The sequence below is a fragment of the Acidovorax sp. genome, assembly GCF_046339755.1.
In the GTDB taxonomy this organism is placed as follows: domain Bacteria; phylum Pseudomonadota; class Gammaproteobacteria; order Burkholderiales; family Burkholderiaceae_C; genus Acidovorax.
In genome coordinates this window covers 39,682-65,306 of record NZ_JBKDTZ010000241.1, presented here as the reverse complement: position 1 = coordinate 65,306, position 25,625 = coordinate 39,682, and the positions used below count along the sequence as shown (strand labels likewise).

The window sequence follows — 25,625 nt, the reverse complement described above, 5'->3', positions numbered from 1 at the left end:
AAACCTACATGCGCCCGGTCTAAGCTGGCGCCAGTTGTTCAATTTGTCTATACAACTTTGAGAGTACCACTTCCATGTTTCAAGCCTTTGACAACCCGGGCCCTGGAAGGCCGCTTGCACGGGCGCACTGGATGGCGCTCCTGGCGCGGGCGCCGGTCGGCATCCTGGAGCCCGCGCTGCAGGCCCATGCGGCGCTGCCCGCCCGCTGGCTGCGTGCTCCCGAAACCGGGCTGATGATGGTGCAGGGCCGCGCCGGCGGCACGGGCGAGCGCTTCAACCTGGGCGAGATCACGGTCACCCGCTGCGCGCTGCGCGTGCAGCCTTCGGAGGACGCCGATGCCACCGTGGGCGTGGCCTACGTGCTCGGGCGCTCGCACCGTCAGGTGCAACTGGCCGCCCTGGCCGACGCGCTGCTGCAGGACCCGGCGCTCCAGGCCGCGCTCGATGCCACCCTGCTCGACCCCATCCGCCGCCACCTGGTCCAGGCGCAGTCCGAGCGCCAGGCCCGCGCGGCCAGCACGCGGGTGGATTTCTTCACGGTGGCGCGCGAGAGCGGCGGCACCAACGGCGAGGAGGACCAGCAATGAGTGCCACCCCCACGAGCTCCCTGTCCACCTTGGGTGCGGGATTTTCCAGCGAGGCGCTGGGCAGCCAGGCTGTCTTCCGTTCGGTGCTGCAGGCGCTGTCGCAGCCGGGCAGCCCGGTGGCCATCGCGCACGATGCCGAGGTGCCCGCCACCGGCCATGCCGCATCGGCTGCGGTGTTGCTGGCCCTGCTCGACAGCGAATGCACGCTGTGGCTCTCGCCCACACTGGCGGCCAGCCAGGCCGGCACCTGGCTGCGCTTTCACACCGGTTGCGTGCTGGTGGATGTGCCCGCACAGGCGCGCTTTGCCTGGGTGGCCGAGGGGGACGGCATGCCCCTGCTGGAGAGCCTGCAGCGTGGCAGCGACGAGTACCCCGACCAGTCCGCCACCTGCGTGATCGACGTGTCCGTGCTGGCCCCGGCGGTCGAAGGGGCCGGCGCCTGGCGCCTTACGGGCCCCGGCATCCAGGTGGCGCAGCACCTGTGCGTGGCGGGGCTGCCGGAGGACTTCGAGCGCCAGTGGGCAGCGAACCATGGGGCCTTCCCGCGCGGGGTGGACCTGGTGCTGGCGACCGCCACGCACATCGCCGGCCTGCCGCGCACCACCCGCATCGATTCCCCCGCTGTGGAGGCTTGAAACCATGTACGTTGCCGTCAAGGGCGGGGAAACCGCCATCCTCAACAGCTACCGCCTGCTCGCCGAGCAGCGCCGGGGTGACACCGCACAGCCGGAGTTGTCCGTGGCGCAGATACGCGAACAACTCAAGCTCGCGGTGGACCGCGTCATGACCGAAGGCTCGGTCTACGACCCTGAGCTTGCGGCCCTGGCCATCAAGCAGGCCGCAGGCGACCTGGTGGAAGCCATCTTTCTGCTGCGCGCCTACCGCGCCACGCTGCCGCGCCTGGGCACCACACGCCCGCTGGACACGGTGCGCATGCAGCTTCACCGCCGCATCTCCGCCACCTTCAAGGACCTGCCCGGTGGCCAGGTGCTGGGGCCCACCTACGACTATACCCAGCGCCTGCTCGACTTCACGCTGCTGGCGCAGGGCGACGCGCCGGTTGCCCCGGCAGCGGCGCCTCTGGCCGATGCACCGGCCGCCACCCCCCGCGTGGTGGACCTGCTCAACCAGGAAGGGCTGATCGAGACCCGCCCCGTGCCCGAAGGTGACCCGGCCCCGGCCGACCTCACGCGCGAGCCGCTGCGCTTTCCGGCCAACCGCGCCACGCGGCTGCAGAACCTGGCGCGTGGCGACGAAGGCTTTCTGCTGGCCATGGCGTATTCCACGCAGCGCGGCTATGCGCACTCGCACCCCTTCGTGGGCGAGTTGCGCCTGGGCACGGTGGCGGTGGAGATCGTGCCCGAGGAGCTGGGCTTTGCCATCTCCATTGGCGAGCTGGAAATCACCGAATGCGAGATGGTCAACCAGTTCGCGGGCAGCAAGCACCAGCCGCCGCAGTTCACGCGCGGCTACGGCCTGGCGTTTGGCCACAGCGAGCGCAAGGCCATGGCCATGGGCCTGGTGGACCGTGCCCTGCGCGCCGACGAGCTGGGCGAGCCGGTGGAGTCGCCCGCGCAGATGCAGGAGTTCGTGCTCTCGCACAGCGACAGCCTGGAGGCCTCGGGCTTCGTGCAGCACCTGAAGCTGCCGCACTACGTGGACTTCCAGTCCGAGCTGGAGCTGGTGCGCCGCATGCGCGCCGCTGCAGCGGCCAACCCCTCCGAAGAAACCACCCTGGGAGACGACGCATGAACGCGCCCTACGAGCCCGCGCTGATGGGCCTGCCCGCCGATACCGCGCCCACCGATGGGCACTTCAACTTCGCTTACCTGGACGAGCGCACCAAGCGCATGATCCGCCGGGCCATCCTCAAGGCCGTGGCCATCCCCGGCTATCAGGTGCCCTTCGGCTCGCGCGAGATGCCGCTGCCCTATGGCTGGGGCACGGGCGGCATCCAGGTCACGGCCGCCATCATCGGGCCGGACGACTGCCTCAAGGTCATCGACCAGGGCTCGGATGACACGGTCAACGCCGTCAACATCCGCCGCTTCTTCGAGCGCACCACGGGCGTGGCCACCACCACGCGCACGGCCGAGGCCACGCTGATCCAGACGCGCCACCGCATTCCCGAGACGCCGCTGGCCGAGGGCCAGGTGCTTGTCTACCAGGTGCCGGTGCCCGAGCCCATGCAGCGCCTGGAGCCGCGCGAGACCGAGACGCGCACCCTGCACGGCCTGGCCGAGTACGGGCTGATGCACGTCAAGCTGTACGAGGACATCGCGCGCTACGGCCACATCGCCACCACCTATGACTACCCGGTGCTGGTCAACCACCGCTACGTGATGGCGCCATCGCCGATCCCCAAGTTCGACAACCCCAAGATGCACATGAACCCCGCGCTGCAGCTCTTCGGCGCGGGCCGCGAAAAGCGCATCTATGCCGTGCCGCCCTACACGCCTGTGGAGAGCCTGGGCTTCGAGGACCACCCCTTCGAGGTGCAGCGCTGGGACTGCCCCTGCGCCCTGTGCGGCGCCACGGACAGCTTCCTCGACGAAGTCATTACCGACGACCAGGGCACGCGCATGCATGTGTGCTCCGACTCCGACTACTGCCAGGAGCGGCAGGGCTCCGCGCAGGCCCTGGCGGCCGGGGAGGGCGCATGAGCGCGGTCTTCATGCGCGAAGCCACCGAGTCCGACCTTGATGAGGTGCTGGCGCTGTACCAGGGCGTCGAGGAAAGTCCCGAGCACGTGCTCACGCTCGACGAGGCCCGGACCATCCTGGCCCGGTTCCGCGACTACCCCAGTTACCGCCTGTGGGTGGCCTGCGAGAGCGCCGAGCCCGGTGCCGACGTGGTCGGCACCTACGCCCTGCTGGTCATGCACAACCTGGCGCACCGGGGCGCGCCCTCGGCCATCGTCGAGGACGTGGTGGTGGCCGCGGACCGCAAGGGCCAGGGCATCGGCCGCCAGATGATTGCCCATGCCGTGCAGCAGGCGCGCGAGGCCGGCTGCTACAAGCTCGCGCTCTCGTCCCACCGCAAGCGCACCGATGCGCATGCCTTCTACGAATCCCTGGGCTTTGCGCAGCATGGCCTGAGCTTCTCCATAGAACCCTGATCGATATGGACGCCACTCTTTCATCTCCCGCCCCTCTGCTCAGCGTGCGCGGCATCGGCAAGTGCTATGGCCAGCGCATGGCGCTGCAGGACGCCTCGTTTGATCTGTGGCCCGGCGAGGTGCTGGCCGTGGTCGGCGAGTCCGGCTCGGGCAAATCCACCCTGCTCAACGCCGTGGCGGCGCGCAGCCGGCCCGATGCGGGCAGCGTGCACTTCCAGGGGCGCGACGGCAGCATGCAGGATGTGCTGGCCATGAGCGAGGCACAGCAACGCCTCTTGGCTCGCACCGACTGGGGCTTCGTGCACCAGAACGCGGCCGATGGCCTGCGCATGGACGTCTCGGCCGGGGCTAACGTGGGCGAACGCCTCATGGGGCTGGGCGAGCGCCACTACGGCCGCCTGCGCGCCACCGCCACCGAATGGCTGCAGCGCGTGGAGATCGATGCCAGCCGCATCGACGACGCGCCGCGCGCCTTCTCGGGCGGCATGCGCCAGCGCCTGCAGATCGCACGCAACCTGGTCACCCGGCCGCGCCTGGTGTTCATGGACGAACCCACCTCGGGCCTCGACGTCTCGGTGCAGGCGCGCCTTCTGGACCTGCTGCGCCAGCTCACGCGGCAGATGCAGTTGGCGGCCATCGTCGTCACGCACGACCTGGCCGTGGCCCGCCTGCTGGCCGACCGCATGGTGGTGATGCAGCGCGGCCGCGTGGTCGAGTCGGGTCTGACCGACCAGATGCTCGACGACCCCCAGCACCCCTACACCCAGCTCCTCGTTTCCTCGGTACTGCAACCATGATGACGAACACGCAACCACCCATCCTGGAACTCCAAGGCGTGGCCAAGCGCTTCACCCTGCACCACCAGAACGGCATCGAGCTGCCCGTGCTTGCCCATGTGGACCTCGCGGTGGGACCGGGCGAATGCGTGGTGCTCGACGGACCCTCGGGCATGGGCAAGAGCACCTTGCTCAAGCTGGTCTATGCCAACTACCGCGCCAATGCTGGCCGCATCACCGTGCAGCCGGCCACCGGCCCCGCGGTGGACGTGACCCGGGCCACGCCGCGCGAACTGGTGCGGCTGCGCCGCGACACCATGGGCTATGTGAGCCAGTTCCTGCGCGTGATCCCTCGCGTGAGCGCGCTCGATGTGGTGGCCGAACCCCTGTCCGAAGACGCGGGAGACGATGAAAGCGCCCAGGAGGCCGCACGCGAAGCGGCGCGCCAGTGGCTCACGCGCCTGCGCATTCCCGAACGGCTGTGGCACCTGCCGCCGGCCACCTTCTCGGGCGGCGAGCAGCAGCGCATCAACATCGCGCGCAACATGATCAAGCCCAAGCCCCTCTTGCTGCTCGACGAGCCCACGGCTTCGCTCGACGCGGCCAACACCGACACCGTGATCGCCCTCATCCGCGAGGCCGTGGAGCGCGGCGCGGCGCTGGTCGGCATCTTCCACGATGCGCACGTGGGCGCCGCCGTCGCCACGCGCCGCGTGAACGTGGCGGACTTCCGCGGGGTGGCAGCATGAGCGCCGCGCCGGGCCGCCCCAAGCAAGCTCGCACCGCAGTGCGCAGCACGGAGGTTTTCCAATGAGCGCCACCGCCGTCTTCCACAACGCCCGCATGGTGCTGCCCGGCGAGGTGGTGCAGGGCTCGCTTTCGGTGCAGGGCGGGCGCATCGACGCCCTGGCCTCGGGCGGCACGGCCCCGCTGCAGGGCATCGATCTGGGCGGCGACTACCTGCTGCCCGGGCTGGTGGAGGTGCACACCGACAACTTCGAGCGCCACCTGATGCCGCGCCCCAAGGTGCAATGGGCTGCGATGCCCGCACTGCTGGCCCACGACGCCGAGATCGCCGCCGCCGGCATCACCACGGTGCTGGACGCCCTGGGCGTGGGCGAAGCGGACGCGGAGAGCCTGCGCGGCAGCGCGTGGAACCAGGTGCTCGACACCATCGACACCTGCACCGAACGCCATCTGCTGCGTGCTGACCACCATCTGCACGTGCGCTGCGAGCTGCCGGCGCCCAACACCATCGACCTGTTCGGCCCCTTCCACGGGCACCCGCGCCTGTCGCTGATCTCGCTGATGGACCACACCCCCGGCCAGCGCCAGTGGGAGAACCTGGAGCAGGCGCGCACCTACTACACCGGCAAGAAGGGCTGGAGCAGCGAGAAGTTCGAGCGCCAGGTGCAGCATGCCGCCACGCTGCAGGCGCAGTACGCCGAGCCGCACCGCGCCTACTTCGTGGACTACTGCCGCACCCATGGCATCGCGCTGGCCAGCCACGACGACACCACGGTGGCGCATGTGGAGCAGGCCCATGCAGAAGGCGCGGGCATGTCGGAGTTCCCGACCACGCTGGCCGCAGCCCAGGCGGCGCATGAGCGCGGCCTGCTGACCGTGATGGGCGGGCCCAATGTGGTGCGCGGCGGCTCGCACTCGGGCAACGTCGCAGCGTCCGAGCTGGCGCGCCAGGGGTTGCTGGACATCCTCTCGTCCGACTATGTGCCCGGCAGCCTGCTGAGCGCGGTGATGCGCCTGGTGCACGACGGCATCCTCACGTTGCCCGAGGCGGTGGCCACCGTCACGCGCAACCCGGCGCGCGCCGCGGGCATGGCGGACCGCGGCGAGCTGGCGCCGGGGCTGCGTGCCGACCTGATCCAGGTGCACATGGTGGAGCTGCCGGGCGGCGCCCAGCAGGCCGTGGTGCGCGGTGTCTGGCGCGAGGGGCAGCGCGTGCTCTAAGAACGTGGTTGCGATCTTTTCGGGGGCCTCGAAAAGATCGTGAACACGTTCTAAGGGTCGCTGCCTCGGCGCTGATTGACATTCAAATTTCCCGCAACTGTCAAAGCACTGTCACGGCGCGCTTTCACACTGCATTTGTATAGACGACTTGGAGTTCTCCATGCCCATTGCCCTGCGCATCCAGCAGCTGAACAAGCACTTTGCCAACGGCAAGCACGCGCTGCGCGACATCGACCTGAAGGTGCAGACCGGCGAGATGGTGGCCTTGATCGGTGCCTCGGGCTCGGGCAAGTCCACGCTGCTGCGCCACGTGGCCGGCTTGGTGGTGGCCGATGGCGACAGCCAGTCGCTGATCGAGGTAGAAGGCCAGTGCGTGCAGCAGGGCGGGCGCATCCACCGCGACATCCGCAAGGTGCGCGCCCAGGTGGGCTTCGTGTTCCAGCAGTTCAACTTGGTCGACCGCCTGCCCGTGATGATGAACGTGCTGGTGGGCATGCATGCACCGCATGCCCAAATGGCGCGGCTGGCTGCGCGTGTTCCGCCCGCACGAGCGTGCCCTGGCCCTGGAGGCACTGGCCCGGGTGGGCATTGCCGACTGCCACGCGCAGCGCGCCTCCACGCTTTCGGGCGGGCAGCAGCAGCGCGCCGCGATCGCGCGCACCCTGGTGCAGGGCGCCAAGGTGGTGCTGGCCGACGAGCCCATCGCCTCGCTCGATCCCGAATCCTCGCGCAAGGTCATGGACATCCTGGCGCGCATCAACCGCGAGGACGGCAGCACCGTCATCGTCTCGCTGCACCAGGTGGATGTGGCCATCAAGTACTGCCCGCGCGTGGTCGCGCTGCACCAGGGCCGTGTGGTCTACGACGGCCCCTCGGCCGCCCTCACGCCCGCGCTGCTGCGCGAGCTGTATGGCGTGCAGGCCGACGAGATCCTGGGTGCCAGCCTGCCGCAGGCCCCCGCCCCCGCACCAGTGCAGCAGCCCGCCAACGGCTGGGTGCAGCCCCTGGCCCAGGCTGCCTGAAGCTTCCCCCGATTTCTCTCCGCGGTTTCCGCGTTCCCTCCGACCATTCTCTCTTTCACTGGAGCTTCCATGTTCAAGAAACTGTGCGCAGCCCTGGCCATCGGCCTGGGCATGACGACGGGCGCTCTCGCCCAGGACATCAACTTCGGCATGATCTCGACCGAGGCCACGCAGAACCTCAAGGCCGACTGGCAGCCCCTGCTGGACGACATGGCCAAGCAGACCGGCTTCAAGATCAACGCCTTCTTCGCATCCGACTATGCCGGCCTGATCGAAGCCATGCGCTTCAACAAGATGCAGGTGGCCTGGCTGGGCAACAAGTCGGCCATGGAAGCCGTGGACCGCGCCAACGGCGAAGTGTTCGCGCAGATGGTCAACGCCGACGGCACCCAGGGCTACTACTCGCACCTGATCGTGCACAAGGACAGCCCGCTGGCCACCTTGGACGATGTGCTCAAGAACGGCAAGTCGCTGAGCCTGGGCAACGGCGATCCCAACTCCACCTCGGGCTTCCTCGTGCCCGGCTACTACGCCTTCGCCCAGAACAAGGTCGACGCCAAGACCCATTTCAAGGTGGTGCGCAGCGCCAACCACGAGACCAATGCCCTGGCCGTGGCCAACAAGCAGGTGGACGTGGCCACCAACAACAGCGAGAATCTGGAGAAATTCAAGGAGCGCCAGCCCGAGAAGTTCAAGGACCTGAAGATCGTCTGGACCTCGCCGCTGATCCCGCTGGACCCCCTGGTGATGCGCAAGGACCTGCCCGAGGCGCAGAAGACCAAGATCAAGGATTTCTTCTTCAACTACGCCAAGACCGACGCGCGTGAGAAGGAAATCGTCATGAAGATCTCCAAGCTCTCGGGCTTCAAGCCATCGACCAACGCGCAGCTCATGCCCATCCGCCAGCTCGACCTGTTCGGCAAGCGCAACAAGATCGAAGGCGACACCACGCTGGCCGACGCCGACAAGAAGACCCGCCTGGCCGAGATCGACCAGCAGCTGGCCTCGCTGAAGTAAGCAACGCATCCGGCCAGTGACCACCATGTCTTCCGCATTGACCCCTTCGCTCGCGACCCTGGCGGGCACCACGGCGCCCAAGCGCAGCCTCGCCTGGTACCTGTCCTGGGGCATCCTGCTGCTGGTGCTGGCCGCATCGTGGAAGGGCGCCGACATGCGCCCGCTCGATCTCATCCGCGATTCGGGCAACATGGCCCAGTACGCGGCCGAATTCTTCCCGCCCAACTTCGGGCAGTGGCGCATCTACGTGCAGGAGATGCTGGTCACCCTGCAGATCGCACTGTGGGGCACGGCGCTCGCAGTGGTCACCGCCGTTCCGCTGGCGTTGCTGGCCTCGTCCAACATCGCGCCCTGGTGGGTGAACCAGCCAGTGCGCCGGGTGCTCGATGCCTGCCGCGCCATCAACGAGATGGTGTTCGCCATGCTCTTCGTGGTGGCCGTGGGCCTGGGGCCGTTCGCTGGCGTGCTGGCGCTGTGGATCCACACCACGGGCACCCTGGCCAAGCTGTTCTCCGAGGCCGTGGAAGCCATCGACCCACAGCCCGTGGAAGGCATCCGCTCGACCGGTGCGAGCGCGCTGCACGAGATCATCTACGGCGTGATCCCGCAGGTGATGCCGCTGTGGATCTCCTACACGCTCTACCGTTTCGAGGCCAATGTGCGCTCGGCCTCGGTGGTGGGCATGGTGGGTGCTGGCGGTATCGGGGTGGTGCTGTGGGAGATCATCCGCGGCTTCCAGTACGCCGAGACCTGCGCAGTGATGCTCATCATCGTGGTCACCGTGAGCGTGATCGACCTGGTCTCCGCGCGCATTCGCAAGACCATGGTCTAGGGACAGGGAGACGCCATGGCATTGACCCGGGACGACATCGCCCTGCTGCTCACCGAGCGCGGGAAAAAGCAGTACGGCCGCGAGGCCGTGAGCCAGCTCGACCATGCGCTGCAGTGTGCGCTCCTGGCCGAGGAGGCCGGTGAAACCACGGCCTCCGTGGTCGCAGCGCTGCTGCACGACCTGGGCCACCTGCTGGCGCCCGCTGCGGCCGAACACGAGGCCCGCGCGCCGCGCCATGACGACCTGCACCAGTACGTGGCCCTGCCGTTCCTGCGCGGCGTGCTGCCCGATGCGGTGCTCGAACCCATCCGCATGCATGTGGATGCCAAGCGCTATCTGTGTGCGGTGGACACGGCCTACTGGGCGACCCTTTCGCCTGCGTCGCAGCACAGTCTGGAGCTGCAGGGCGGCCCTTACGGCCAGGCAGAAGCGGCCCGCTTTGCCGAACAGCCCTTCGCCTTCGAGGCCATCCGCCTGCGCCGCTACGACGATCTGGCCAAGGTGCCGGGGCGGGCCACGCCGCCGCTGCCGCACTACCTGGCGCTGATGGAGCAGGTCTCGGGCCGGTCTTGATCAGCGGAATTCCGGAATATCCGGAACCGATCCCCACATGCAGAACGAGGTGGGGTGGAACGGGAACTGGCGCGGCGGCGCGTCCGGATCGGTGACCAAGCGCACGCCGCTCGAGAACTCGTAGACCATGCCGTCGGGCCCCTCGAAGTAGAGGAACATGGCGCCCGAGGTCGGGTGCTTGCCCGGTCCGAACACCACGCGGATGCCGCGCGACTGCAGCAGGTACCAGGCGCGCATCAGGTCGTCGATGGAAGCCACCTGGTGGTTGATGTGCTGCACGCCTGCGTAGCCCGAAGGGAACAGCGCGATCTTGTGGTGCACCTCGTCGATGCGCAACAGCGGTGCGGCGCCGATGCGGTCGCTGACCTTGGCACTGAGCACCGTGGTCCAGAAGCGCTCATCGCGCGCCGGGTCGGTGCTGCGCAGCCCCACGTGCGAGAAGCCGGTGTTGCCCGTGTCGCGCGTCGGGAAAAAGCGCACGCCGCTGTGGAAGGGCGCCACGGCGAGTTCGATGGCATTGCCGCTCGGGTCGTTGAAACCGATGAAGGCCTGCACGCGGCGCTGCTCGCATTCGTCGGGCCGGCCCTCGCGCACCGCGTGACCCAGGCGTTCCAGTTCGGCGGCGGCGGACTGCAGCTCGGCCATGGAGGCCAGCTCAAAGCCGGTGGTGTGGTCCGCCGGGTCGCCGTCGAAGTACACCAGCGTCTGTTCGCGCGCGTCGCTGCGAAAGCCCACCGCCTTGCCGTGCCGCGGCGGCCCGTAGCGCTGGCCTTCGCGCAGGCCCAGGATGTCGTTGGCGTAGCGGCAGGCGCCATCGAGGTCGCGCGTGCCCAGGCGCACGTAGCAGATGTCCTTGAGTGCAATCATCTTCGTTCCGTCTCCGTTGTTCTTGGTCCGACCGGCTGCGCCTCCTAGTCGAGCTTGAGCTTGGCATCGGCGATCACGCGGCCCCACAGCTGGGTCTCGCGGCCAATGTACTCGCCGAACTCGTCGGGCTTCTGGTCGAAGCGGTTGTAGCCCAGGTTGCGGTAGCGGTCGGCGATGTCCGGCGTGGCCAGGATCTCGGTGATGTCCGCCGCGATCTTCTCGCGCAGCGGCTTGGGCGTGTTGCGGGGGGCGAACAGGCCGAACCAGGCATTGGCCACAAAGGCCTTGGCCTGGGCCGAGCCCGCCATGCCGGGCACGCCGGGCGCAAACGGGGAGGGCTGCGGTGCAGCCACGCCCACGAAGCGGATGCGGCCCGACTTCTCCATGGGCCCGGCGCTGGCGATGCTGCCCAGCGCCCACTGCACCTCGCCGGTGGCCACTGCGGCAAACAGCTGCGGGATCTCCTTGTAGGGCACATGCGTCATGCGCGTGTGGGTGGCGGCCAGCAGGCGCAGCGCCCCCAGATGGCCCGGGCTGCCCAGGCCCCAGGAACCATAGGTGATGCGGTCCGGCGCGGCCAGGGCGGCCTGCACGATGTCGTCGACCGATTTGAACGGGCTGTCCTTGGCCACGGCCACGAAGAAGTCGGTCTGCAGGGTGGGGCGGATCGGGGTGAAGTCGCGCTGCGGGTCGTAGGGCAGGCGGCTGTACAGGTGCACGTTGGAGGTCAGCATGGTGCTGTCCAGGTGGATCAGTTCGTGGCCATCCGATGCGGCGCTGCGCGTGGCGTTGAAGGCCACGACGCCGTTGCCGCCGGGCTTGTTGTCCACGATGACCGGCTGGCCCCAGCGGCGCGCCAGCTGCTCGGTCACCAGGCGCAGCGACACATCGGGCCCGCTGCCGGTGGAGGCCGCGGTGGTGATCTTGACGGGCTTGGAGGGCCAGGTGTTGGCCAGCGACGGCGTGGCGTGCAGCCAGGCAGCGGTGCTGCCGAGGCCCAGCGCCAGCAGCCGGCGGCGGGACAGGGGGGAGGAAGGGGCCTGAAGTGGGCTGGCGCCGCAAACGGGTTTCATGGATCGGTTTCCTTGTGTGTGCGCCAGGACGTGTGAGGGCGCCTTACTTTTGTACTGGCGCGCTGCCACGCTGAACAGAGGCAACACCAGCAAAACCGATCGAAAAGCCGCTTAAATCGCGCTCTGGTCCGCGTATTTTGTGAACAGCTTCAAGAATGCTTCAGCGGCCATTGAAAATGGCCTTGCGCGCGTGCACAGCGCGACGATTTCACGCGTCACCACGGGGTCGGTCAAGGGGACCGAGACCACGCGCTGGCCGTCCACGCGCGACAGGCTGTAGGCCGGCAGCACCGAGACCCCGAGGCCTGCGGCGACCAGGCCGACGGCGGTCTGGATGTTGGCTACCTCGAAGGCCGGTTTGAGCCGCAGCGTGAGCTGGCCGAGGGCCTGGTCAGCCAGCCGGCGCAGGCCGGTGTTGGAGGTCAGCAGGATCAGGCTCTGGTCCGTGAGGTCGCCCCAGCTGGCCTCGCGCCGTTCGGCCAGCGGGTGGTCGGGGCTGCAGGCCAGCACCAGGGTGTCCTTGTAGAGCACCTGCGAGACCAGGTCGGTCGAGGCCAGATCGGCCGTGTAGATGCCGAAGTCCGACTTGCCCTCGCGCACATGCGCCACGACCTGGTCCACGGGTGCATCCACCAGGGTCACGGTCACGTTGGGGAACTGCTCGCGAAAGCGCGCAATGACCTCGGGCACCAGGCTGGCCGCCAGCAGCGGTGAGGTCACGACCGATAGGCGCTCGCTCTTGCGGCGCTTGCTCTCCTGCAGCGTCTGCAGGCCCGAGTCGAGGGCGAAGAACACGTCGCGCACCGTGGGCAGGAATTGCCGGCCGGCATCGGTCAGCTCGATGCGGCGCGTGGTGCGCTCGAACAGGCGCACACCCAGTTCTTCTTCCAGGGTGCGCACGAGCATCGATAGTGCCGAGATGGTGAGGTGCATGCGCGCGGCGGCCCGCGTCATGGTGCCTTCGTGCGCGACGAGCCAGAAGGCGCGCAGCTGCCGCAGGCTGAGGTTGGAGGGGTTGTCCAGCAGGTCCATGGCGCGATTGTGTCGGCAAACTTCAAAGTCTTTCAAAATTATGCGATTGCCCGCGGCAGGGGGCGCCGGTCTAATCCGACCCATGTTGAACACGGCCTTCACCCCCCTTCGCCCCGAAGACCCCGCCCTGCTCAGGGGGCGCTGCCAGAACACGGGCGATGAGCCGGCCGAGGGTGCGCTGCATGCGGTGTTCGTGCGTTCGCCGATTCCGCATGGCCGGCTGCGCTCCATCGATCTGCAGGCGGCCGAAAGCGCCGAAGGTGTGGCCGCGGTGCTGACCGCCGAGACCCTGCTGCCAGACGCAGAAGAAGGCCGTGCCGTGCACATGCCCCCGCCCAACCCGCTGCTGCCCGTGGCCCCAGTGCTCGCCATCGAACCGCTGGCACGGGGCGAAGTGGTCTATGTGGGACAACCCGTGGCCCTGGTGCTGGCACACACTCTGGGTGCGGCGCAGCAGGCGGCCCTGCGGGTCCAGCTCGATATCGAGCCGCTCGATGCCGTGCTGGACTTCGACGGCACCCTGCCGGTCTCGGAAGTGGCGCACCATGCTGGGCCCGATGCGGCCCCGGCGGCGGCCTGCGAGGCCAGCGCCACGCTGGAGTTGCCGCGTGTGCTGGCGCTGTCGATGGAGCCGCGCGGCATGCTCGCGCAGTGGCATGGCGACGCTGGCGAGCCCCGCCTGACCGTGCACCTGGGCACGCAGTCGCCGTCCCGCGCGCAGGCCGATATCGCTACCGCGCTGGGCTGGAGCGATGCGCGCGTCCGCGTGGTCACCGGCAACGTGGGTGGTGCCTTCGGCGCCAAGTCCTCGCTGTGCCCCGAGGACCTGGCCATCGCGCTGGCCGCGCGCCGCATGCAGGCCACGGTGCGCTGGATTTCCTCGCGCTCGGACGTGTTCACCTCGGGCATGCCCGGCCGCGGTGCGCGGCTGGCAGGCCGCCTGTCCCTCACGGCCGAGGGGCGCTTTGCGGCGCTGCAGGCCGAGCTGCAGTTCACCCTGGGCGCCTGGCTGCCGTTCTCGGCCGTGGTGCCTTTGCGCAACACGGCGCGCATCCTGCCCGGGCCGTACCGCGTGGCACGGCTCGATGTGCGGGGCCGCGCCGGTCTGGCCCACACGGCACCGGTCACCATCTACCGCGGCGCCGGCCGGCCCGAAGCGGCACTGCTGATGGAAACCCTGGTCGAGCAGGCTGCGCGGGCCGCAGGCATCGACCCGGTGGAGCTGCGCCGGCGCAACCTGGTACAGGCCGCCGACATGCCGTACACCACGCCCACCGGCGAGGTCTTCGACAGTGGCGACTACCGGCGTGCGCTGGAGCTGGCCTGCGAGCGCTTCGGCTATGCGGAGCAGCGCGTGCTGCAGGCGCAGCGCCGCGCCGAGGGCGAGGTGGTGGGGATCGGCATGGCGCTGTATGTCGAGCCCTGCGGCGTGGGGTGGGAATCGGCGCGGGTGGACTGGCACACCGACGGCCGCGTGACCGTGGCCACCGGATCGCCCGCGCAGGGCCAGGGCCATGCGACGACCTACGCCCGCATTGCCGGAGAAGCGCTGGGCATGGATGCCGGGTTGATCGATGTCTTGTACGGCGACACCTCGCTGTGCCCGCCCGGCGTGGGGGCGCTGGCCAGCCGCAGCACGGCCCTGGCGGGCAGCGCCATCGTGCAGGCCTGCCGGGAACTGCAGGCACGGCGTGCGGCAGGCGAGGCCCTGCCGCTCTCCGCCAGCGCGCGCTTCACGGGCGGCGAAGCCTGGAGCTATGGCTGTGTGATCGCACGCATGGCCGTGGACCGCGATACCGGCCGGCCGAGCGTCGAGCAGATCACCTGGGCCGATGACGCGGGCCGCATCGTCCACCCCGAGCTGGCCAAGGGCCAGTTGATCGGCGGCCTGGCGCAGGGCCTGGGGCAGGCCCTGCTGGAGCGCCTGGTCTACGACGGCGCGGGCCAGCTCGTGACCGGATCGCTCATGGACTATGCCGCGCCGCGCGCCGACGACATGCCAGCCGCCATCGACATCCACAGCTTTGCCACGCCCAGTCCGCTCAACCTGCTGGGCGCCAAGGGCGTGGGCGAGGCCGGCTGCATCGGCGTGCCGGCTGCGCTGATGAACGCGGCGCGCGATGCGCTCTCGCCCGTGGGCGAATGCCCGCTGCAGTTTCCCCTCACCTCCGAACAGTTCTGGCGCGCGATGAGCGGCCGGAGCCTCTGAACCACCCATGTCTTGAAAGGAAAACACCATGGATTACAAAAAGTCTGAAGCCAAGGAATACGCCCGCGAGCACTTCACCGGCGTCTGGGCTGCCAACCTCACCCCCTTCGACGGGGCCCTGCGCATCGACGAAAAGGCGCTGCGCCAGAACATGGACCACTGGATCCGCGACCTGAAGCTGGGTGGCCTGTTCATCGCCGGCAAGCAGGCCGAGTTCTTTGCCATGTCGATCGAGGAGCGCAAGCGCCTGATCTCCCTGTCGGTCGAGGCCGCGCAGGCCGCGGGCAACCGTGGCGGCATCGGCCGCTGCGGCATCATCACCTCGTGCTCGGACACCAACCTCGACGTGGTGCTGGACCTGGCGCGCCATTCGGCGAACGCCGGTGCCGACTACGTGATCGTGCACAGCCCGGTGCTGCACTTCGGCGCCGACACCGAAGAGACCATCTACGAGTACTACCGCTACCTGTCGGAGCAGCTCGACATCGGCATCGCCATGTGGAACCACCCCGACTGCGGCTATACCATGAGCCCGGAGCTGTGCAACCGCATCGCCGACCTGCCCAACATCGTGGCCATCAAGTACAGCGCCGACCGCGCCCGCTACAAGCGCCTGACTGAGCTGGCCGGCCACAAGATCCAGGTGAGCAACCCCTCCGAGGAAGACTGGCTGGAAAACATCATCGAGCTCAACTGGAAGCTCTACCTGTGCTCCACGCCGCCCTTCCTGCTGCAGACCAAGGTGGACCAGCGCATGAACGAGTACACCCGCCTGGCCTTTGCCGGCCAGCATGCCGAAGCGCGCAAGGTGCGCGACAGCCTGGAGCCCGTGCGCGCCGCCTTCCGCGCCAGCAAGCCCGCCGGCAAGCCGCAGGCGCACGGCAAGGCCTGGCAGGAACTGCTGGGGCAGCATGGCGGCCCGGTGCGCCGCCCGCTGCTCAACATGACCGAGGCCGAGCTGGCTGCCACGCGCGAAGCCTTTGCAGGCTGCGGCCTGCGCCTGGCCTGAGGCGCGCACCCGCATGAGCCAGCGGATGCCGATCCAGTTGCAGGTCAATGGCAGCGTCTGCAGTGTGCAGGTGGAAGCCAACACGCTGCTGGTGGACTGCCTGCGCGGCCCGTTGGGCCTGCTCGGGACCCACCAGGGCTGTGACACGGCGCAGTGCGGGGCCTGCACGGTGCAGGTGGACGGCCGGGCCGTGAAGTCGTGCAATGTGCTGGCCCTGCAGGTGCAGGGCAGGGCCGTGCGCACGGTCGAAGGGCTGGCCCCGGCACCCGATCGGCTGCACCCCATGCAGCAGGCCTTCAGCCGGCACCATGCGCTGCAGTGCGGCTTCTGCACGCCGGGCTTCCTGATGCGCGCGGTGGCCCTGGCCGATGAGCCCGAGGCCGCCGGGGAGTCCATCGACCCGCACTGGGTGCGCCATGCCCTGGGCGGCAACCTGTGCCGCTGCACGGGCTACGAGGGCATCGTGAAGGCGGTCTGCGAGGGACTGCTCGCCATGCGCGGAACGGAGCCGGCATGAACGCATTGGATTTCCATCGACCCGCTTCGCTGGCCGAGGCGCTTGCGCTGATGCCTGCGTCTGCGGATGGCGGCCAGGCCTGGCTGGCCGGCGGCCAGTCGCTGCTGGCCGCGATGAAGCTGGGCATGGCCACGCCCTCGGTGCTTGTCGACCTGCAGGACGTGCCGGGCCTGCGCGATATCCGCGTGGAGAACAACGGACCGGATGGCGCGGACACGCTCTGGATCGGCGCCATGGCCACGCATGCCAGCGTGGCGGCCAGTGCCACCGTGCGGGGCTTCGCGCCCGGCCTGGCGGCCCTGGCCGGCGGCATCGCCGACGTGCAGGTGCGCGCCATGGGCACCATTGGCGGCTCACTGGCGCACAACGACCCTGCGGCCTGCTGGCCCACCGGGGTGATGGCGGCGGGTGCCACCATCGTCACCGTGCGGCGCGAGATTGCGGCAGACGACTACTTCCAGGGCCTGTACAGCACGGCGCTGGAACCGGGCGAGCTGATCGTCGGCGTGCGCTTCCCCCGGCTGCAGGGCCTGCATTACCTCAAGTTCGAGCAGCCTGCCTCGCGCTTTGCGCTGGTGGGCGTGGCCGTGGCGCATACTGGGCCGGGCCGGGTGCGCGTGGCCGTGACCGGGCTGGGCATGGGCATCGCGCGCTGGCCTGGGGCCGAACAGGCGCTTGGCGGCCGGTTCGGCCTGGCGGCCTTGTCTGCCGTCCCCTTCGATGACCTCACGGCGCTGGGCGACCTGCATGCCTCGGCCTGCTATCGATGCCATCTGGCCGGGGTGCTGGCCCGGCGCTGCGTGGCCGCCCTCACGGGCGAGGCACTGCCGCGCCATGCGCCGCTGGCGGTCCGGCAGACGCCTGCCACGCCTGGCACCGAAGCCGTGCCCAAGGACGGCTTCGGCGGCCGCCAGGCGTTGGCGGCGCCGCCGGCCCAAGTCTGGCAGGCCATCCTCGATGCACAGAACCTGCAGGCCAGCATCCCCGGCTGCGAAGCGCTGGTGCAGCGCAGCGCCACCGACTACGAGGCCACGGTTAAGGTCGGCCTGGGCCCGCTGTCGGTGCGTTTCAAGAGCGAGGTCACACTGCACGACCTGCAGCCGCCCCGGTCGCTGACCATGGTCTTCGTCGGCCAGGCGGGCGCCCTGGGCAGCGGCCAGGGCACGGCGCGTGTGCGCTTCGAGCCCACCGGCGACGGCGGCACGGTGCTGCACTGGTGGGTGCAGGTGCAGCTCAGCGGGCGTCTGGCGCAGTTCGGCAACCGGCTGGTGGAAGCCAGCTCGCGCAAGCTCAGCGAGGAGTTCTTCGAGCGCTTCGCCCGGGTGCTGGGCGTGCCTGGTGACCCGCCGCCTCCACCTTCTCCGTGGCACAGGCTGCAGCGCCTGCTGGCACGGTGGCTTTCCCTGTTTCGAAAGTGAGTGTCTCCATGCCCTACCAACCGGCCGATCTGGCCTACGACCACTACAGCAAGCCTCTGAATTTCGAGCAGTGGCTCGATGCCCACAGCGCGCGCCTGCGGCCGCCCGTGGGCAACCAGCAGATCTGGAAGAACGCCGACCTGGTCTGCACCGTGGTGGGCGGCCCCAACGAGCGCACCGACTTCCATGATGACCCCTACGAGGAGTACTTCCACCAGTTCAAGGGCAATGCCTCGCTGCTGATCGCCGACCGCGGCCAATTCGAGCGCGTGCACCTGCGCGAGGGCGACATCTTCCTCTTGCCTGCCCACGTGCGCCACTCGCCGCAACGCCCGGAGCCAGGTAGCCTGTGCACGGTGGTGGAGCGCAACCGGCCCGTGGGCTCCATCGACGCCTTCGAGTGGTACTGCGCTGCCTGCGGTGGCCTGGTGGTGCGCAGCGAGCTGCAGCTCACGAGCATCGTCGAAGACCTGCCGCGCACCTACACCGCGTTCTACGACTCGGTGCCGGCCGAGCGCACCTGCGCGCACTGCGGCGAAGTGCACCCGGGCCGCGACTGGCGCAGCTGGCATGCGCGCTGCGTGGAGCATTTCCCCGGTACGGCCGCATGACAGGGCACCGTTCACCGCTGCGGCTGGCCGTGGTCGGCTTTGGGGCCATCGGCCAGGCCCTGGCGCGGGAACTGGCGGGCGATGACCGTGTGCGCCTGGCACAGCTCATCGTGTCCCCGGCGTCCCTCGCAGCCGCCCAGGCGGCCTGCGCGGCGCTGGCGCCGCAGGTGCGGGTGGCCAGCACGCTGGATCTCGGGCCGGGGCAGCGACCCGATCTCGTCGTCGAATGCGCGGGCCATGCGGCGGTGCTGGCCCATGTGGTGCCCGCGCTGCAGGCCGGTATTCCCTGCGCCATGGCCTCGGTAGGCGCGCTGCATGACGCGGACCTGCTGGCGCGGCTGGAGGCTGCCGCGCAGGAGGGCGGCACCCGGCTGCAACTGGTGTCCGGCGCCATCGGCGCCATCGACGCATTGGCAGCGGCGCGCTTGGGCGGGCTCGACGAGGTGGTCTATGTGGGGCGCAAGCCGCCGCTGAGCTGGGCGGGCACGCCGGCCGAGCAGGTTTTCGACCTGGCCCGCCTGATGGCACCGCAGGTCATCTTTCGCGGCAGTGCGCGCGAAGCGGCCCGGCAGTTCCCTAAGAATGCAAACGTGGCGGCCACGGTGTCGTTGGCGGGCCTGGGGCTGGATCGCACCCAGGTGGAGCTGGTGGCCGACCCGGGAGTCACCCGCAACGTGCACGCCGTCATTGCGCGGGGCGCCTTCGGTCGGCTCGAGTTGCAGATGGAGAACCTGCCGCTGGCGGCCAATCCCAAGACCTCGGCGCTTACGGTCTACAGCCTGGTGCGCGCGGTGCGCAATACACTGCCAGGCCTGGCTCTTTGAGCCGCGGCAGCGGGCCGAGGCTTATCCTGCCTTGTCACTCAGCCAATTCAGGTCCAGCGGGCGGTCCTCGAACTCGGTGTTCAGCACCACGGTGCTGGTGGTGCGGGCCACGCCCGCAATCGCCTTGATCTCGTAGATCACGTCTTCCAGCGCACGCGCATGCGTGGTGCGGATCTTGGCCAGGAAGTCGTACTCGCCGGCCACGCTGTGCAGCTCTTCCACCTGGGGCATGGCGCGCAGGCGCGGCGCCACGTCGCGGCAGTGGATGCCGCCATCGTTGCGGATGGCGACGAAGGCCGTGAAGTTCAGCCCCACGCGCTCGTGGTCCACGCTGATCGAAAAGCGGCGGATCACGCCCTTGTCCAGCATCTTCTTCACCCGCTCATGCACCGCAGCCGTCGACAAGCCCACTTCGGCCCCGACGTCGGCGTATGAACGTCGGCCATCGGTGCCCAAGGCAGAAATAATTCTGGCATCTATCTCATCTGTCTGAATATTTGCTTGCATAAGCGCATGAATTTGGTAAAAATTCCGAAATCCCTGTGATTTCCATAAATTTTCCGGTCAGGTGAAGAATATGCCGACATTTTTCAATGCGCAAGCAGGCAACCGCCGTGTGTGGGCTATCGCCATCGCCCTGCTGCTGGTCTACATCGTTTGGGGCACCACCTATTTCGCCATCGGCATCGCGGTTCAGACCATGCCGCCACTGCTGATGAACGCCATCCGCTTCCTCTGCGCCGGGGCCATCATGCTGGCGGTGGCGCTGTGGCAGGGCCATGCGTTGCCCACGGCGGTGCAGTGGCGCAACTCGGCCGTGGTCGGCGGGTGCATGGTGTTCCTGGCCATGAACCTCATGGGCTTTGCGCAGAAGATGGGCATCGGCTCGGGCCTGATGGCCACGGTGGTCACCACCATGCCGATGTGGCTGGCCCTGTGGTCGCGCTGGGGCGGGGAGCGCGTGCCCGTGACCAGCTGGATCGGCCTGGCCCTGGGCGTGGTGGGCGCGCTGCTGCTGGCGCTGGAAGGGGATTTTTCGGCCACCTGGCTGGGGGCGCTGCTGGCCTTTGGTGCGCCGCTGTGCTGGAGCATCGGCTCCTACGCGTCACGCCGCCTGTCCCTGCCCGCACCGGCCATGGCCTCGGCGGCGCAGTGGTTCACGGGCGGGGCCATGGGCCTGGTGGTGGCGCTGTGCTTCGAGCCGGTCAGTGCCCTGGGCCAGGTCAGCGCCAAGTCCTGGGCGGCCTGGGTGTACCTGCTGTTCTTCGGCACGCTGGTGGCGCTCAACGCCTACCTCTGGCTGCTGCAGAACACCTCGGCCGCGCTGGCCGGCAGCTATTCGTTCGTGAACCCTGCCGTGGCCCTGCTGGTCGGCGTGGCGCTGGGCGGCGAGCTGCTCACGGGCTGGGTCTATGCCGCGCTACCGCTGATCGGCCTGGCACTGGTGTTCATCCTCTACGGCAAGGCCCTGCAGGCGCGCTGGTCGCGCCGTGGCGAGATGGCACCGCCAGCGGGGCGGGGCAAGCGGGCTGATTGCCGGCTTACGCGTCCGGGATGACGGCCGTGGCCTCGATCTCGATCTTGGCGCGCTCTTCCATCAGGCCGGCCACCTGCACGCAGGCCATGGCGGGGAAGTGCTTGCCCAGCACTTCGCGGTAGACCACGCCCAATTCCTTCAGTCGGGCGTTGTATTCGTTGCGGTCCACCACGTACCAGGTCAGGCGCACCAGGTGTTCGGGGCCGGCGCCGCCGGCTTCAAGCACGGAGCGCACATTGAGCAAGGTCTGGCGCGTCTGGGCGATGAAGTCATCGCTCTCGAACTGCTGTGCCGCATTCCAGCCGATCTGGCCGCCGGTGAAGATCATGGTGCCGCGGGCGGCCACGCCGTTGGCATAGCCTTTGGGGGTGGCCCATCCGTCGGGTTGCAAGGTGGTATTCATGGTGTTTTCGTCGTGGGTGGGGTGGCCGCTGCCGCGGCTTCGCGCTGGCGCAGCCGAAAGCGCTGGAGTTTGCCCGTCTCGGTGCGCGGCAGCGAGGTGGGGAACTCCACCAGGCGAGGGTATTTGAAAGGGGCGATGGTCGCCTTCACATGGTCCTGCAGGGCCTTGGCCATGGCGGCATCGCCCGCGTGGCCGGGTTTGAGCACGCAGAAGGCCTTGACCACCATGCCGCGCTCCTCGTCGGGCACGCCGATCACGGCGCACTCGGCCACGGCCGGGTGGCGCAGCAGGGCGTCCTCGACCTCGGGGCCGCCCACGTTGTAGCCGGCGGTGATGATCATGTCGTCGTCGCGCGCCTGGTAGAAGAAGTAGCCGTCGGCGTCCTGCACGAAAGCATCGCCGGGGTAGTTCCAGCCGTCCTTCACGTACTTGGCCTGGCGCGGGTCGTCGAGGTAGCGGCAGCCTGTGGGGCCGACCACGGCGAGCTTGCCCACCGTGCCGCGCGGCAGCTCCTTGCCCGCACCATCGACCACCTTGGCCTCGTAGCCGGGCACCACCTTGCCGATGGCGCCGGCACGGCTCTCGCCGCCCGCGGCCGAGATGAAGATGTGGAACATCTCCGTCGCGCCGATGCCGTCGGTCATGTCGATGCCGGTGGCCTCCTTCCACAGCTGGCGCGTGGCATCGGGCAGGGCCTCGCCCGCGCTCACGCTGGTGCGCAGCGTGGGCAGGCCCAACTGCCGCGCGAACGGTGCCATCTGGCGGTAGAAAGTGGGCGCGGTGTAGCAGATGGTCACCCCGGCCTCGCGCATCAGGCGCACCATGGTCTCGGGCGTGTAGGGCTGGTCGGGGAAGTAGACGCTGGCCCCGGCCCACATGGGGAACACCAGCAGCCCGCCCAGGCCGAAGGTGAAGGCCAGCGGCGGTGAGCCCGCCACGATGTCCTCGGGCCGGGCGCGCAGCACATGGCGCGGCCAGGCCTCGCAGGCGGCCAGCACGTCGCGGTGCGTGTGCACGGCGGCCTTGGGTGCGCCCGTGGTGCCCGAGGTGAAGGCCATCAGTGCCACGTCGTCAGCCGAGGTCGGGCAGGCTGGCTGGGTGCCCGGCATGGCCTGTGCGCGCGTCAGCAGGTCGCCTGCGTCAGGGGCAGTGTGGAAGGGGACGATGGCCGCCAGCACCGGGTGGTCTGCCTGCGCAGCCTGCAGCTCGGCCAGCAGGCGGCCGTCGCACAGCGCCAGCGCGGGCTGGGCGCGTTCGATGATGCTGCCCAGCTCCACCGCACGCAGCAGCGGCATGGTGGCCACGGCGATCAGGCCGGCGTGCACCACGCCCAGCCAGGCCAGGGCCATCTCCACCGTGTTGCCGCCGCGCAGCAGCACGCGGTTGCCGGGGACCAGGCCATGCTCCTTCGTCAGCAACTCGGCGATGCGCGCGGCCTCGGTGCGCGCCTCGCGGTAGCTGTAGGCGCGCGTGGGGCCGCGCAGCAGGGGCCGGTCGCCATGGCCGGCACGCTCGGCCTGGTCGAACAGGGCCTGCACCAGGTTGGCCTGGTCGGGGATCTGCAATTCCGGGGCGCCGTAGTGCAGCGTGGGCAGGGCTTCGCGGGCGGGCAGGCGGTCGTGCACGAAATGGTCGGGCTGGGCGCTGGGGTGGGCCATGGGAATGCTCCTTGGTCTGGAGGGTCAGGACGCCTGCAGGGCAGCCTTGCCGATGATGAGCTGCTGCACTTCGGTCGCGCCTTCGTAGATGCGCAGCGAGCGGATGTCGCGGTACAGGCTCTCCACCTTGCTGCCCACTTCGACGCCGCGCCCGCCGTGCAGCTGCAGCGCCATGTCGATCACGCGCTGGGCGTTCTCGGTGGCGGTCATCTTCGCCATGGCGGCCTCGGCCGTGACGCGGGTGCCGCCGCGCTTTTCGCCCTCGTCGCGCAGCCAGGCGGCGCGGTAGGTGAGCAGCGCCGCGCTGTCCACCAGCGCCGCCATCTCGCCGATGCGCGCCTGCGTGAGCTGGAAGTCGGCCAGCGTCTGGCCGAACATGCGGCGCTGGCGCGCATGGTGCACGGCCTCGGCCAGTGCCCGGCGGGCCATGCCCAGGGCGGCGGCGGCCACCGAGGCGCGGAAGATGTCCAGCGTGCGCATGGCCAGCTTGAAGCCGCCGTTCAATTCGCCCAGCAAATTCGAGCCCGGCACCTCGCAGCCCGTGAAGGCCAGCGTGGCCAGCGGGTGCGGGGCCATCACGTGGATGTGCTGCGATGTGTCCAGGCCCTTCGTGGTCGCATCCACGATGAAGGCGCTGATGCCGCGCGTGCCGCCGTCCGGCTCGGTCTTGGCGAACACGCAGTAGAAGTCGGCGATGCCGCCGTTGCTGATCCAGGTCTTGCTGCCGTCGAGCGTGTAGGCGCCGCCTGCGGCCGGCAGCGCCGTGGTGCGCATGGCGCCCACGTCCGAGCCGGCCTCGGGTTCGCTCAGCGCAAAGGCCGCGATCAGCTGGCCGCTGGCCACGCCCTGCAGGTAATGTGCCTGCTGCGCGGCGCTGCCGGCCAGGGTGATGGCGCCGCTGCCCAGGCCCTGCATGGCAAAGGCGAAGTCCGCCAGCGGCGAGTGGTAGGCCAGGGTCTCGCGCAGCAGCACCAGCGCACGCGAATCGAGCGCGGGCAGGGCGCCGCCATGTGCGGCGGGCACGCAGTAGCGCAGCCAGCCGCCCGCGCCCAGGCGCCGCACCCATTCGCGGCAGGCGGCGCGGTCGTCGGTTTCGTCCACGTCCTGGGCGGCGGCCCAGGGCACCAGGCCGCGCGCCAGCTCGCGGTGCGCCTCGTCGAAGAAGGGCAGGTCCAGATGGGCCGTGGTGGGCGGGAAGGGCGCGGGTGGGGGGGCAATGTGCATGGCCTCAGTCCCCCTGGAACACGGGTTTCTGCTTGGCCGCGAAGGCCTCGTAGGCGCGGCGGAAGTCCTGCGTCTGCATGCAGATGGCCTGGGCCTGGGCTTCGGCCTCGATGGCCTGGTCGATGGTCATGGCCCATTCCTGGCCCAGCATGGTCTTGGTCATGCCGTGGGCGAAGGTGGGGCCGCTGGCCAGCGCGCGCGCGGTTTCCTGCACCTGGGCCAGCAGGTCGGCCGGTTCGTACAGGTCGTTGAAGAAGCCCCAGGCCAGGCCTTCCTGCGCCGTCATGGACCGGCCGGTGAACAGCAGCTCCGAGGCGCGTCCCTGGCCGATGAGGCGCGGCAGCAGGGCGCAGGCGCCCATGTCGGCGCCGGCCAGGCCCACGCGGGTGAAAAGGAAAGCCGTCTTGGCCGCTGCCGTGCCATAGCGCATGTCGCAGGCCAGCGCCATCATGGCACCCGCGCCCGCGCAGATTCCGTCGATGGCACCCAGGATGGGCTGGGGGCAGGCGCGCATGGCCTTGACCAGGTCGCCCGTCATGCGCGTGAACTCCAGCAGCTCGGGCATGCTCATGCCGGTCAGCGGGCCGATGATCTCGTGCACATCCCCGCCCGAGCAGAAATTGCCGCCCGCACCGGTGACCACCACGCATTTCACGTCGGTGGCAAAGCGCAGCGCATAGAAGAAGTCGCGCAGCTCGGCATAGCTCTGGAAGGTGAGCGGGTTCTTGCGCTCGGGCCGGTTCAGCGTGACGGTGCCCACGCCGTCGGCGTAGCTCCAGTCGAAGTGCTGGGCCGTATAGGGGGCCTTGGCCTCGAACTGCGCGCGCATCGGATTGCCTGCGCCAATGTTGTGCTTCATTCCTCGATCTCCAGGGTGTGTTTTTGGGTGTGTTCCTTGACCTTGCCCAGCAGACGGTGCAGGGTGGCGATGTCGCGCTCGCCCAAAGCTGCAAAGGCCTCGACGATCCACTGCTCGTGCTGGCGGGCCATCTCGTTGAACTGGGCGCGGCCCTGGGGCGTCAGGCGCACGCAGTAGGCGCGGCGGTCGCCCTCGACCTCCACGCGCTCCACCAGGCCTTCGGCCACGAGCTGGTCGGTGATGCCGGTGACGTTGCCGCTGGTGACCATCATGCGGCGCGAGAGGTCCTTCATCTTCAGGCCCTCGGGCGAGCGTTCGAGCTGCGCCATCAGGTCGAAGCGCGGCAGCGTGGTGTCGAAGCGCTCGCGCAGGCCGGCGCGCACCTGCTTTTCGATCAGTTGCGTGCAGGTCAGCATGCGCAGCCACAGGCGCAGGGCCTCGGGGTGCTCGCTCGGCGCGGCGCCGTGCAGTCGGGCTTCGAGATCCATGGG

General features: G+C 69.2%; 27 protein-coding genes and 2 pseudogenes. 20 read left to right on the top strand and 9 right to left on the bottom strand.

Going from position 1 to position 25,625, the window contains the following annotated elements:
• Positions 1 to 74 precede the first annotated feature (74 nt).
• The 12 genes and pseudogenes from phnG (at position 75) to ACK59X_RS20910 (ending at position 9,893) form a co-directional block, all read left to right on the top strand.
• On the top strand, positions 75 to 587 hold the full coding sequence (phnG, locus tag ACK59X_RS20965; protein ID WP_409960317.1) for a phosphonate C-P lyase system protein PhnG: 513 nt from the start codon (positions 75 to 77) through the stop codon (positions 585 to 587).
• Positions 584 to 1,222 carry a phosphonate C-P lyase system protein PhnH gene (phnH, locus tag ACK59X_RS20960; protein ID WP_409960316.1) on the top strand — a complete coding sequence of 213 codons (639 nt, stop codon included), beginning with the start codon at positions 584 to 586 and terminating at the stop codon, positions 1,220 to 1,222. The genes phnG and phnH overlap by 4 nt, the downstream gene beginning before the upstream one ends.
• A gap of 4 nt (positions 1,223 to 1,226) precedes the next feature.
• Positions 1,227 to 2,339 (top strand): carbon-phosphorus lyase complex subunit PhnI, encoded by a 1,113-nt coding sequence (locus ACK59X_RS20955; RefSeq protein ID WP_409960315.1) that lies wholly within the window; start codon positions 1,227 to 1,229, stop codon positions 2,337 to 2,339.
• Positions 2,336 to 3,250 carry an alpha-D-ribose 1-methylphosphonate 5-phosphate C-P-lyase PhnJ gene (locus ACK59X_RS20950; protein WP_409960314.1) on the top strand — a complete coding sequence of 305 codons (915 nt, stop codon included), beginning with the start codon at positions 2,336 to 2,338 and terminating at the stop codon, positions 3,248 to 3,250. Before ACK59X_RS20955 ends, ACK59X_RS20950 begins: the two co-directional genes overlap by 4 nt.
• Complete coding sequence (locus tag ACK59X_RS20945; protein WP_409960313.1) at positions 3,247 to 3,705, top strand: N-acetyltransferase family protein; 459 nt, start codon at positions 3,247 to 3,249, stop codon at positions 3,703 to 3,705. The genes ACK59X_RS20950 and ACK59X_RS20945 overlap by 4 nt, the downstream gene beginning before the upstream one ends.
• Positions 3,706 to 3,710: 5 nt before the next feature.
• A complete protein-coding gene (gene phnK / locus ACK59X_RS20940; RefSeq protein ID WP_409960312.1) occupies positions 3,711 to 4,502 on the top strand; it encodes a phosphonate C-P lyase system protein PhnK in 792 nt (263 codons plus the stop codon).
• Complete coding sequence (gene phnL / locus ACK59X_RS20935; protein WP_409960311.1) at positions 4,499 to 5,230, top strand: phosphonate C-P lyase system protein PhnL; 732 nt, start codon at positions 4,499 to 4,501, stop codon at positions 5,228 to 5,230. The genes phnK and phnL overlap by 4 nt, the downstream gene beginning before the upstream one ends.
• A 61-nt stretch (positions 5,231 to 5,291) precedes the next feature.
• Complete coding sequence (locus ACK59X_RS20930) at positions 5,292 to 6,449, top strand: alpha-D-ribose 1-methylphosphonate 5-triphosphate diphosphatase (protein ID WP_409960310.1); 1,158 nt, start codon at positions 5,292 to 5,294, stop codon at positions 6,447 to 6,449.
• A 160-nt stretch (positions 6,450 to 6,609) separates the two neighbouring features.
• Positions 6,610 to 7,471, top strand: a pseudogene (phnC, locus tag ACK59X_RS20925) (phosphonate ABC transporter ATP-binding protein).
• Between the two features lie 69 nt (positions 7,472 to 7,540).
• Complete coding sequence (gene phnD, locus ACK59X_RS20920) at positions 7,541 to 8,488, top strand: phosphonate ABC transporter substrate-binding protein (RefSeq protein ID WP_409960309.1); 948 nt, start codon at positions 7,541 to 7,543, stop codon at positions 8,486 to 8,488.
• Between the two features lie 25 nt (positions 8,489 to 8,513).
• A complete protein-coding gene (gene phnE, locus ACK59X_RS20915) occupies positions 8,514 to 9,320 on the top strand; it encodes a phosphonate ABC transporter, permease protein PhnE (RefSeq protein WP_409960308.1) in 807 nt (268 codons plus the stop codon).
• A gap of 15 nt (positions 9,321 to 9,335) precedes the next feature.
• Positions 9,336 to 9,893: a phosphonate degradation HD-domain oxygenase gene (locus tag ACK59X_RS20910; RefSeq protein ID WP_409960307.1), complete on the top strand. Its 558-nt coding sequence runs from the start codon at positions 9,336 to 9,338 to the stop codon at positions 9,891 to 9,893.
• Here the strand turns inward: ACK59X_RS20910 and ACK59X_RS20905 are convergent, their stop codons facing one another.
• The 3 genes from ACK59X_RS20905 to ACK59X_RS20895 form a co-directional block, all read right to left on the bottom strand.
• Complete coding sequence (locus ACK59X_RS20905; protein WP_409960306.1) at positions 9,894 to 10,760, bottom strand: VOC family protein; 867 nt, start codon at positions 10,758 to 10,760, stop codon at positions 9,894 to 9,896.
• Positions 10,761 to 10,804: 44 nt separating this feature from the next.
• A complete protein-coding gene (locus tag ACK59X_RS20900; protein ID WP_409960305.1) occupies positions 10,805 to 11,833 on the bottom strand; it encodes a Bug family tripartite tricarboxylate transporter substrate binding protein in 1,029 nt (342 codons plus the stop codon).
• Between the two features lie 111 nt (positions 11,834 to 11,944).
• Positions 11,945 to 12,865, bottom strand: coding sequence for a LysR family transcriptional regulator (locus tag ACK59X_RS20895; protein WP_409960304.1), 921 nt, complete (start codon positions 12,863 to 12,865; stop codon positions 11,945 to 11,947).
• An 82-nt stretch (positions 12,866 to 12,947) separates the two neighbouring features.
• Here ACK59X_RS20895 and ACK59X_RS20890 point away from each other — a divergent pair, with 82 nt between their 5' ends.
• From ACK59X_RS20890 to ACK59X_RS20860, 7 genes and pseudogenes are all read left to right on the top strand, one after another.
• Positions 12,948 to 15,074 (top strand): xanthine dehydrogenase family protein molybdopterin-binding subunit, encoded by a 2,127-nt coding sequence (locus ACK59X_RS20890; RefSeq protein WP_409960303.1) that lies wholly within the window; start codon positions 12,948 to 12,950, stop codon positions 15,072 to 15,074.
• A gap of 28 nt (positions 15,075 to 15,102) precedes the next feature.
• Positions 15,103 to 16,083 (top strand): dihydrodipicolinate synthase family protein, encoded by a 981-nt coding sequence (locus tag ACK59X_RS20885; RefSeq protein ID WP_409960302.1) that lies wholly within the window; start codon positions 15,103 to 15,105, stop codon positions 16,081 to 16,083.
• 13 nt (positions 16,084 to 16,096) lie between these two features.
• A complete protein-coding gene (locus tag ACK59X_RS20880) occupies positions 16,097 to 16,600 on the top strand; it encodes a (2Fe-2S)-binding protein (RefSeq protein ID WP_409960301.1) in 504 nt (167 codons plus the stop codon).
• Positions 16,597 to 17,409: pseudogene (locus ACK59X_RS20875) on the top strand (FAD binding domain-containing protein); the annotation flags it as partial. The gene ACK59X_RS20880 and the pseudogene ACK59X_RS20875, both read left to right, overlap by 4 nt.
• Complete coding sequence (locus tag ACK59X_RS20870; RefSeq protein WP_409960361.1) at positions 17,383 to 18,018, top strand: CoxG family protein; 636 nt, start codon at positions 17,383 to 17,385, stop codon at positions 18,016 to 18,018. The pseudogene ACK59X_RS20875 and the gene ACK59X_RS20870, both read left to right, overlap by 27 nt.
• An 8-nt stretch (positions 18,019 to 18,026) precedes the next feature.
• Positions 18,027 to 18,629: a 3-hydroxyanthranilate 3,4-dioxygenase gene (locus tag ACK59X_RS20865; RefSeq protein WP_409960300.1), complete on the top strand. Its 603-nt coding sequence runs from the start codon at positions 18,027 to 18,029 to the stop codon at positions 18,627 to 18,629.
• Positions 18,626 to 19,453 (top strand): aspartate dehydrogenase, encoded by an 828-nt coding sequence (locus tag ACK59X_RS20860; RefSeq protein ID WP_409960299.1) that lies wholly within the window; start codon positions 18,626 to 18,628, stop codon positions 19,451 to 19,453. The genes ACK59X_RS20865 and ACK59X_RS20860 overlap by 4 nt, the downstream gene beginning before the upstream one ends.
• A 21-nt stretch (positions 19,454 to 19,474) precedes the next feature.
• On the opposite strand, the gene ACK59X_RS20855 is transcribed toward ACK59X_RS20860, so the two are convergent.
• Positions 19,475 to 19,960 carry an Lrp/AsnC family transcriptional regulator gene (locus ACK59X_RS20855; protein WP_409960298.1) on the bottom strand — a complete coding sequence of 162 codons (486 nt, stop codon included), beginning with the start codon at positions 19,958 to 19,960 and terminating at the stop codon, positions 19,475 to 19,477.
• A gap of 70 nt (positions 19,961 to 20,030) precedes the next feature.
• Between ACK59X_RS20855 and ACK59X_RS20850 the strand changes: the two genes are divergently transcribed.
• Positions 20,031 to 21,011: an EamA family transporter gene (locus tag ACK59X_RS20850; RefSeq protein ID WP_409960297.1), complete on the top strand. Its 981-nt coding sequence runs from the start codon at positions 20,031 to 20,033 to the stop codon at positions 21,009 to 21,011.
• Here ACK59X_RS20850 and ACK59X_RS20845 read toward each other — a convergent pair.
• From ACK59X_RS20845 to ACK59X_RS20825, 5 genes are read right to left on the bottom strand one after another with little or no spacing between them, the layout of a single operon-like run.
• Positions 20,995 to 21,393 carry a RidA family protein gene (locus ACK59X_RS20845; RefSeq protein ID WP_409960296.1) on the bottom strand — a complete coding sequence of 133 codons (399 nt, stop codon included), beginning with the start codon at positions 21,391 to 21,393 and terminating at the stop codon, positions 20,995 to 20,997. The genes ACK59X_RS20850 and ACK59X_RS20845 overlap by 17 nt on opposite strands.
• Positions 21,390 to 23,051 carry an AMP-binding protein gene (locus ACK59X_RS20840; RefSeq protein WP_409960295.1) on the bottom strand — a complete coding sequence of 554 codons (1,662 nt, stop codon included), beginning with the start codon at positions 23,049 to 23,051 and terminating at the stop codon, positions 21,390 to 21,392. The genes ACK59X_RS20845 and ACK59X_RS20840 overlap by 4 nt, the downstream gene beginning before the upstream one ends.
• Before the next feature lie 24 nt (positions 23,052 to 23,075).
• Entirely contained in the window at positions 23,076 to 24,275 is a 1,200-nt protein-coding gene (locus ACK59X_RS20835; protein WP_409960294.1) for an acyl-CoA dehydrogenase family protein, read from the bottom strand.
• 4 nt (positions 24,276 to 24,279) lie between these two features.
• Entirely contained in the window at positions 24,280 to 25,134 is an 855-nt protein-coding gene (locus tag ACK59X_RS20830; protein WP_409960293.1) for an enoyl-CoA hydratase family protein, read from the bottom strand.
• The gene (locus tag ACK59X_RS20825; protein ID WP_409960292.1) at positions 25,131 to 25,622 is read right to left on the bottom strand and encodes a MarR family winged helix-turn-helix transcriptional regulator; all 492 of its coding nucleotides are present in this window, start codon (positions 25,620 to 25,622) and stop codon (positions 25,131 to 25,133) included. Before ACK59X_RS20825 ends, ACK59X_RS20830 begins: the two co-directional genes overlap by 4 nt.
• Positions 25,623 to 25,625 lie beyond the last annotated feature (3 nt).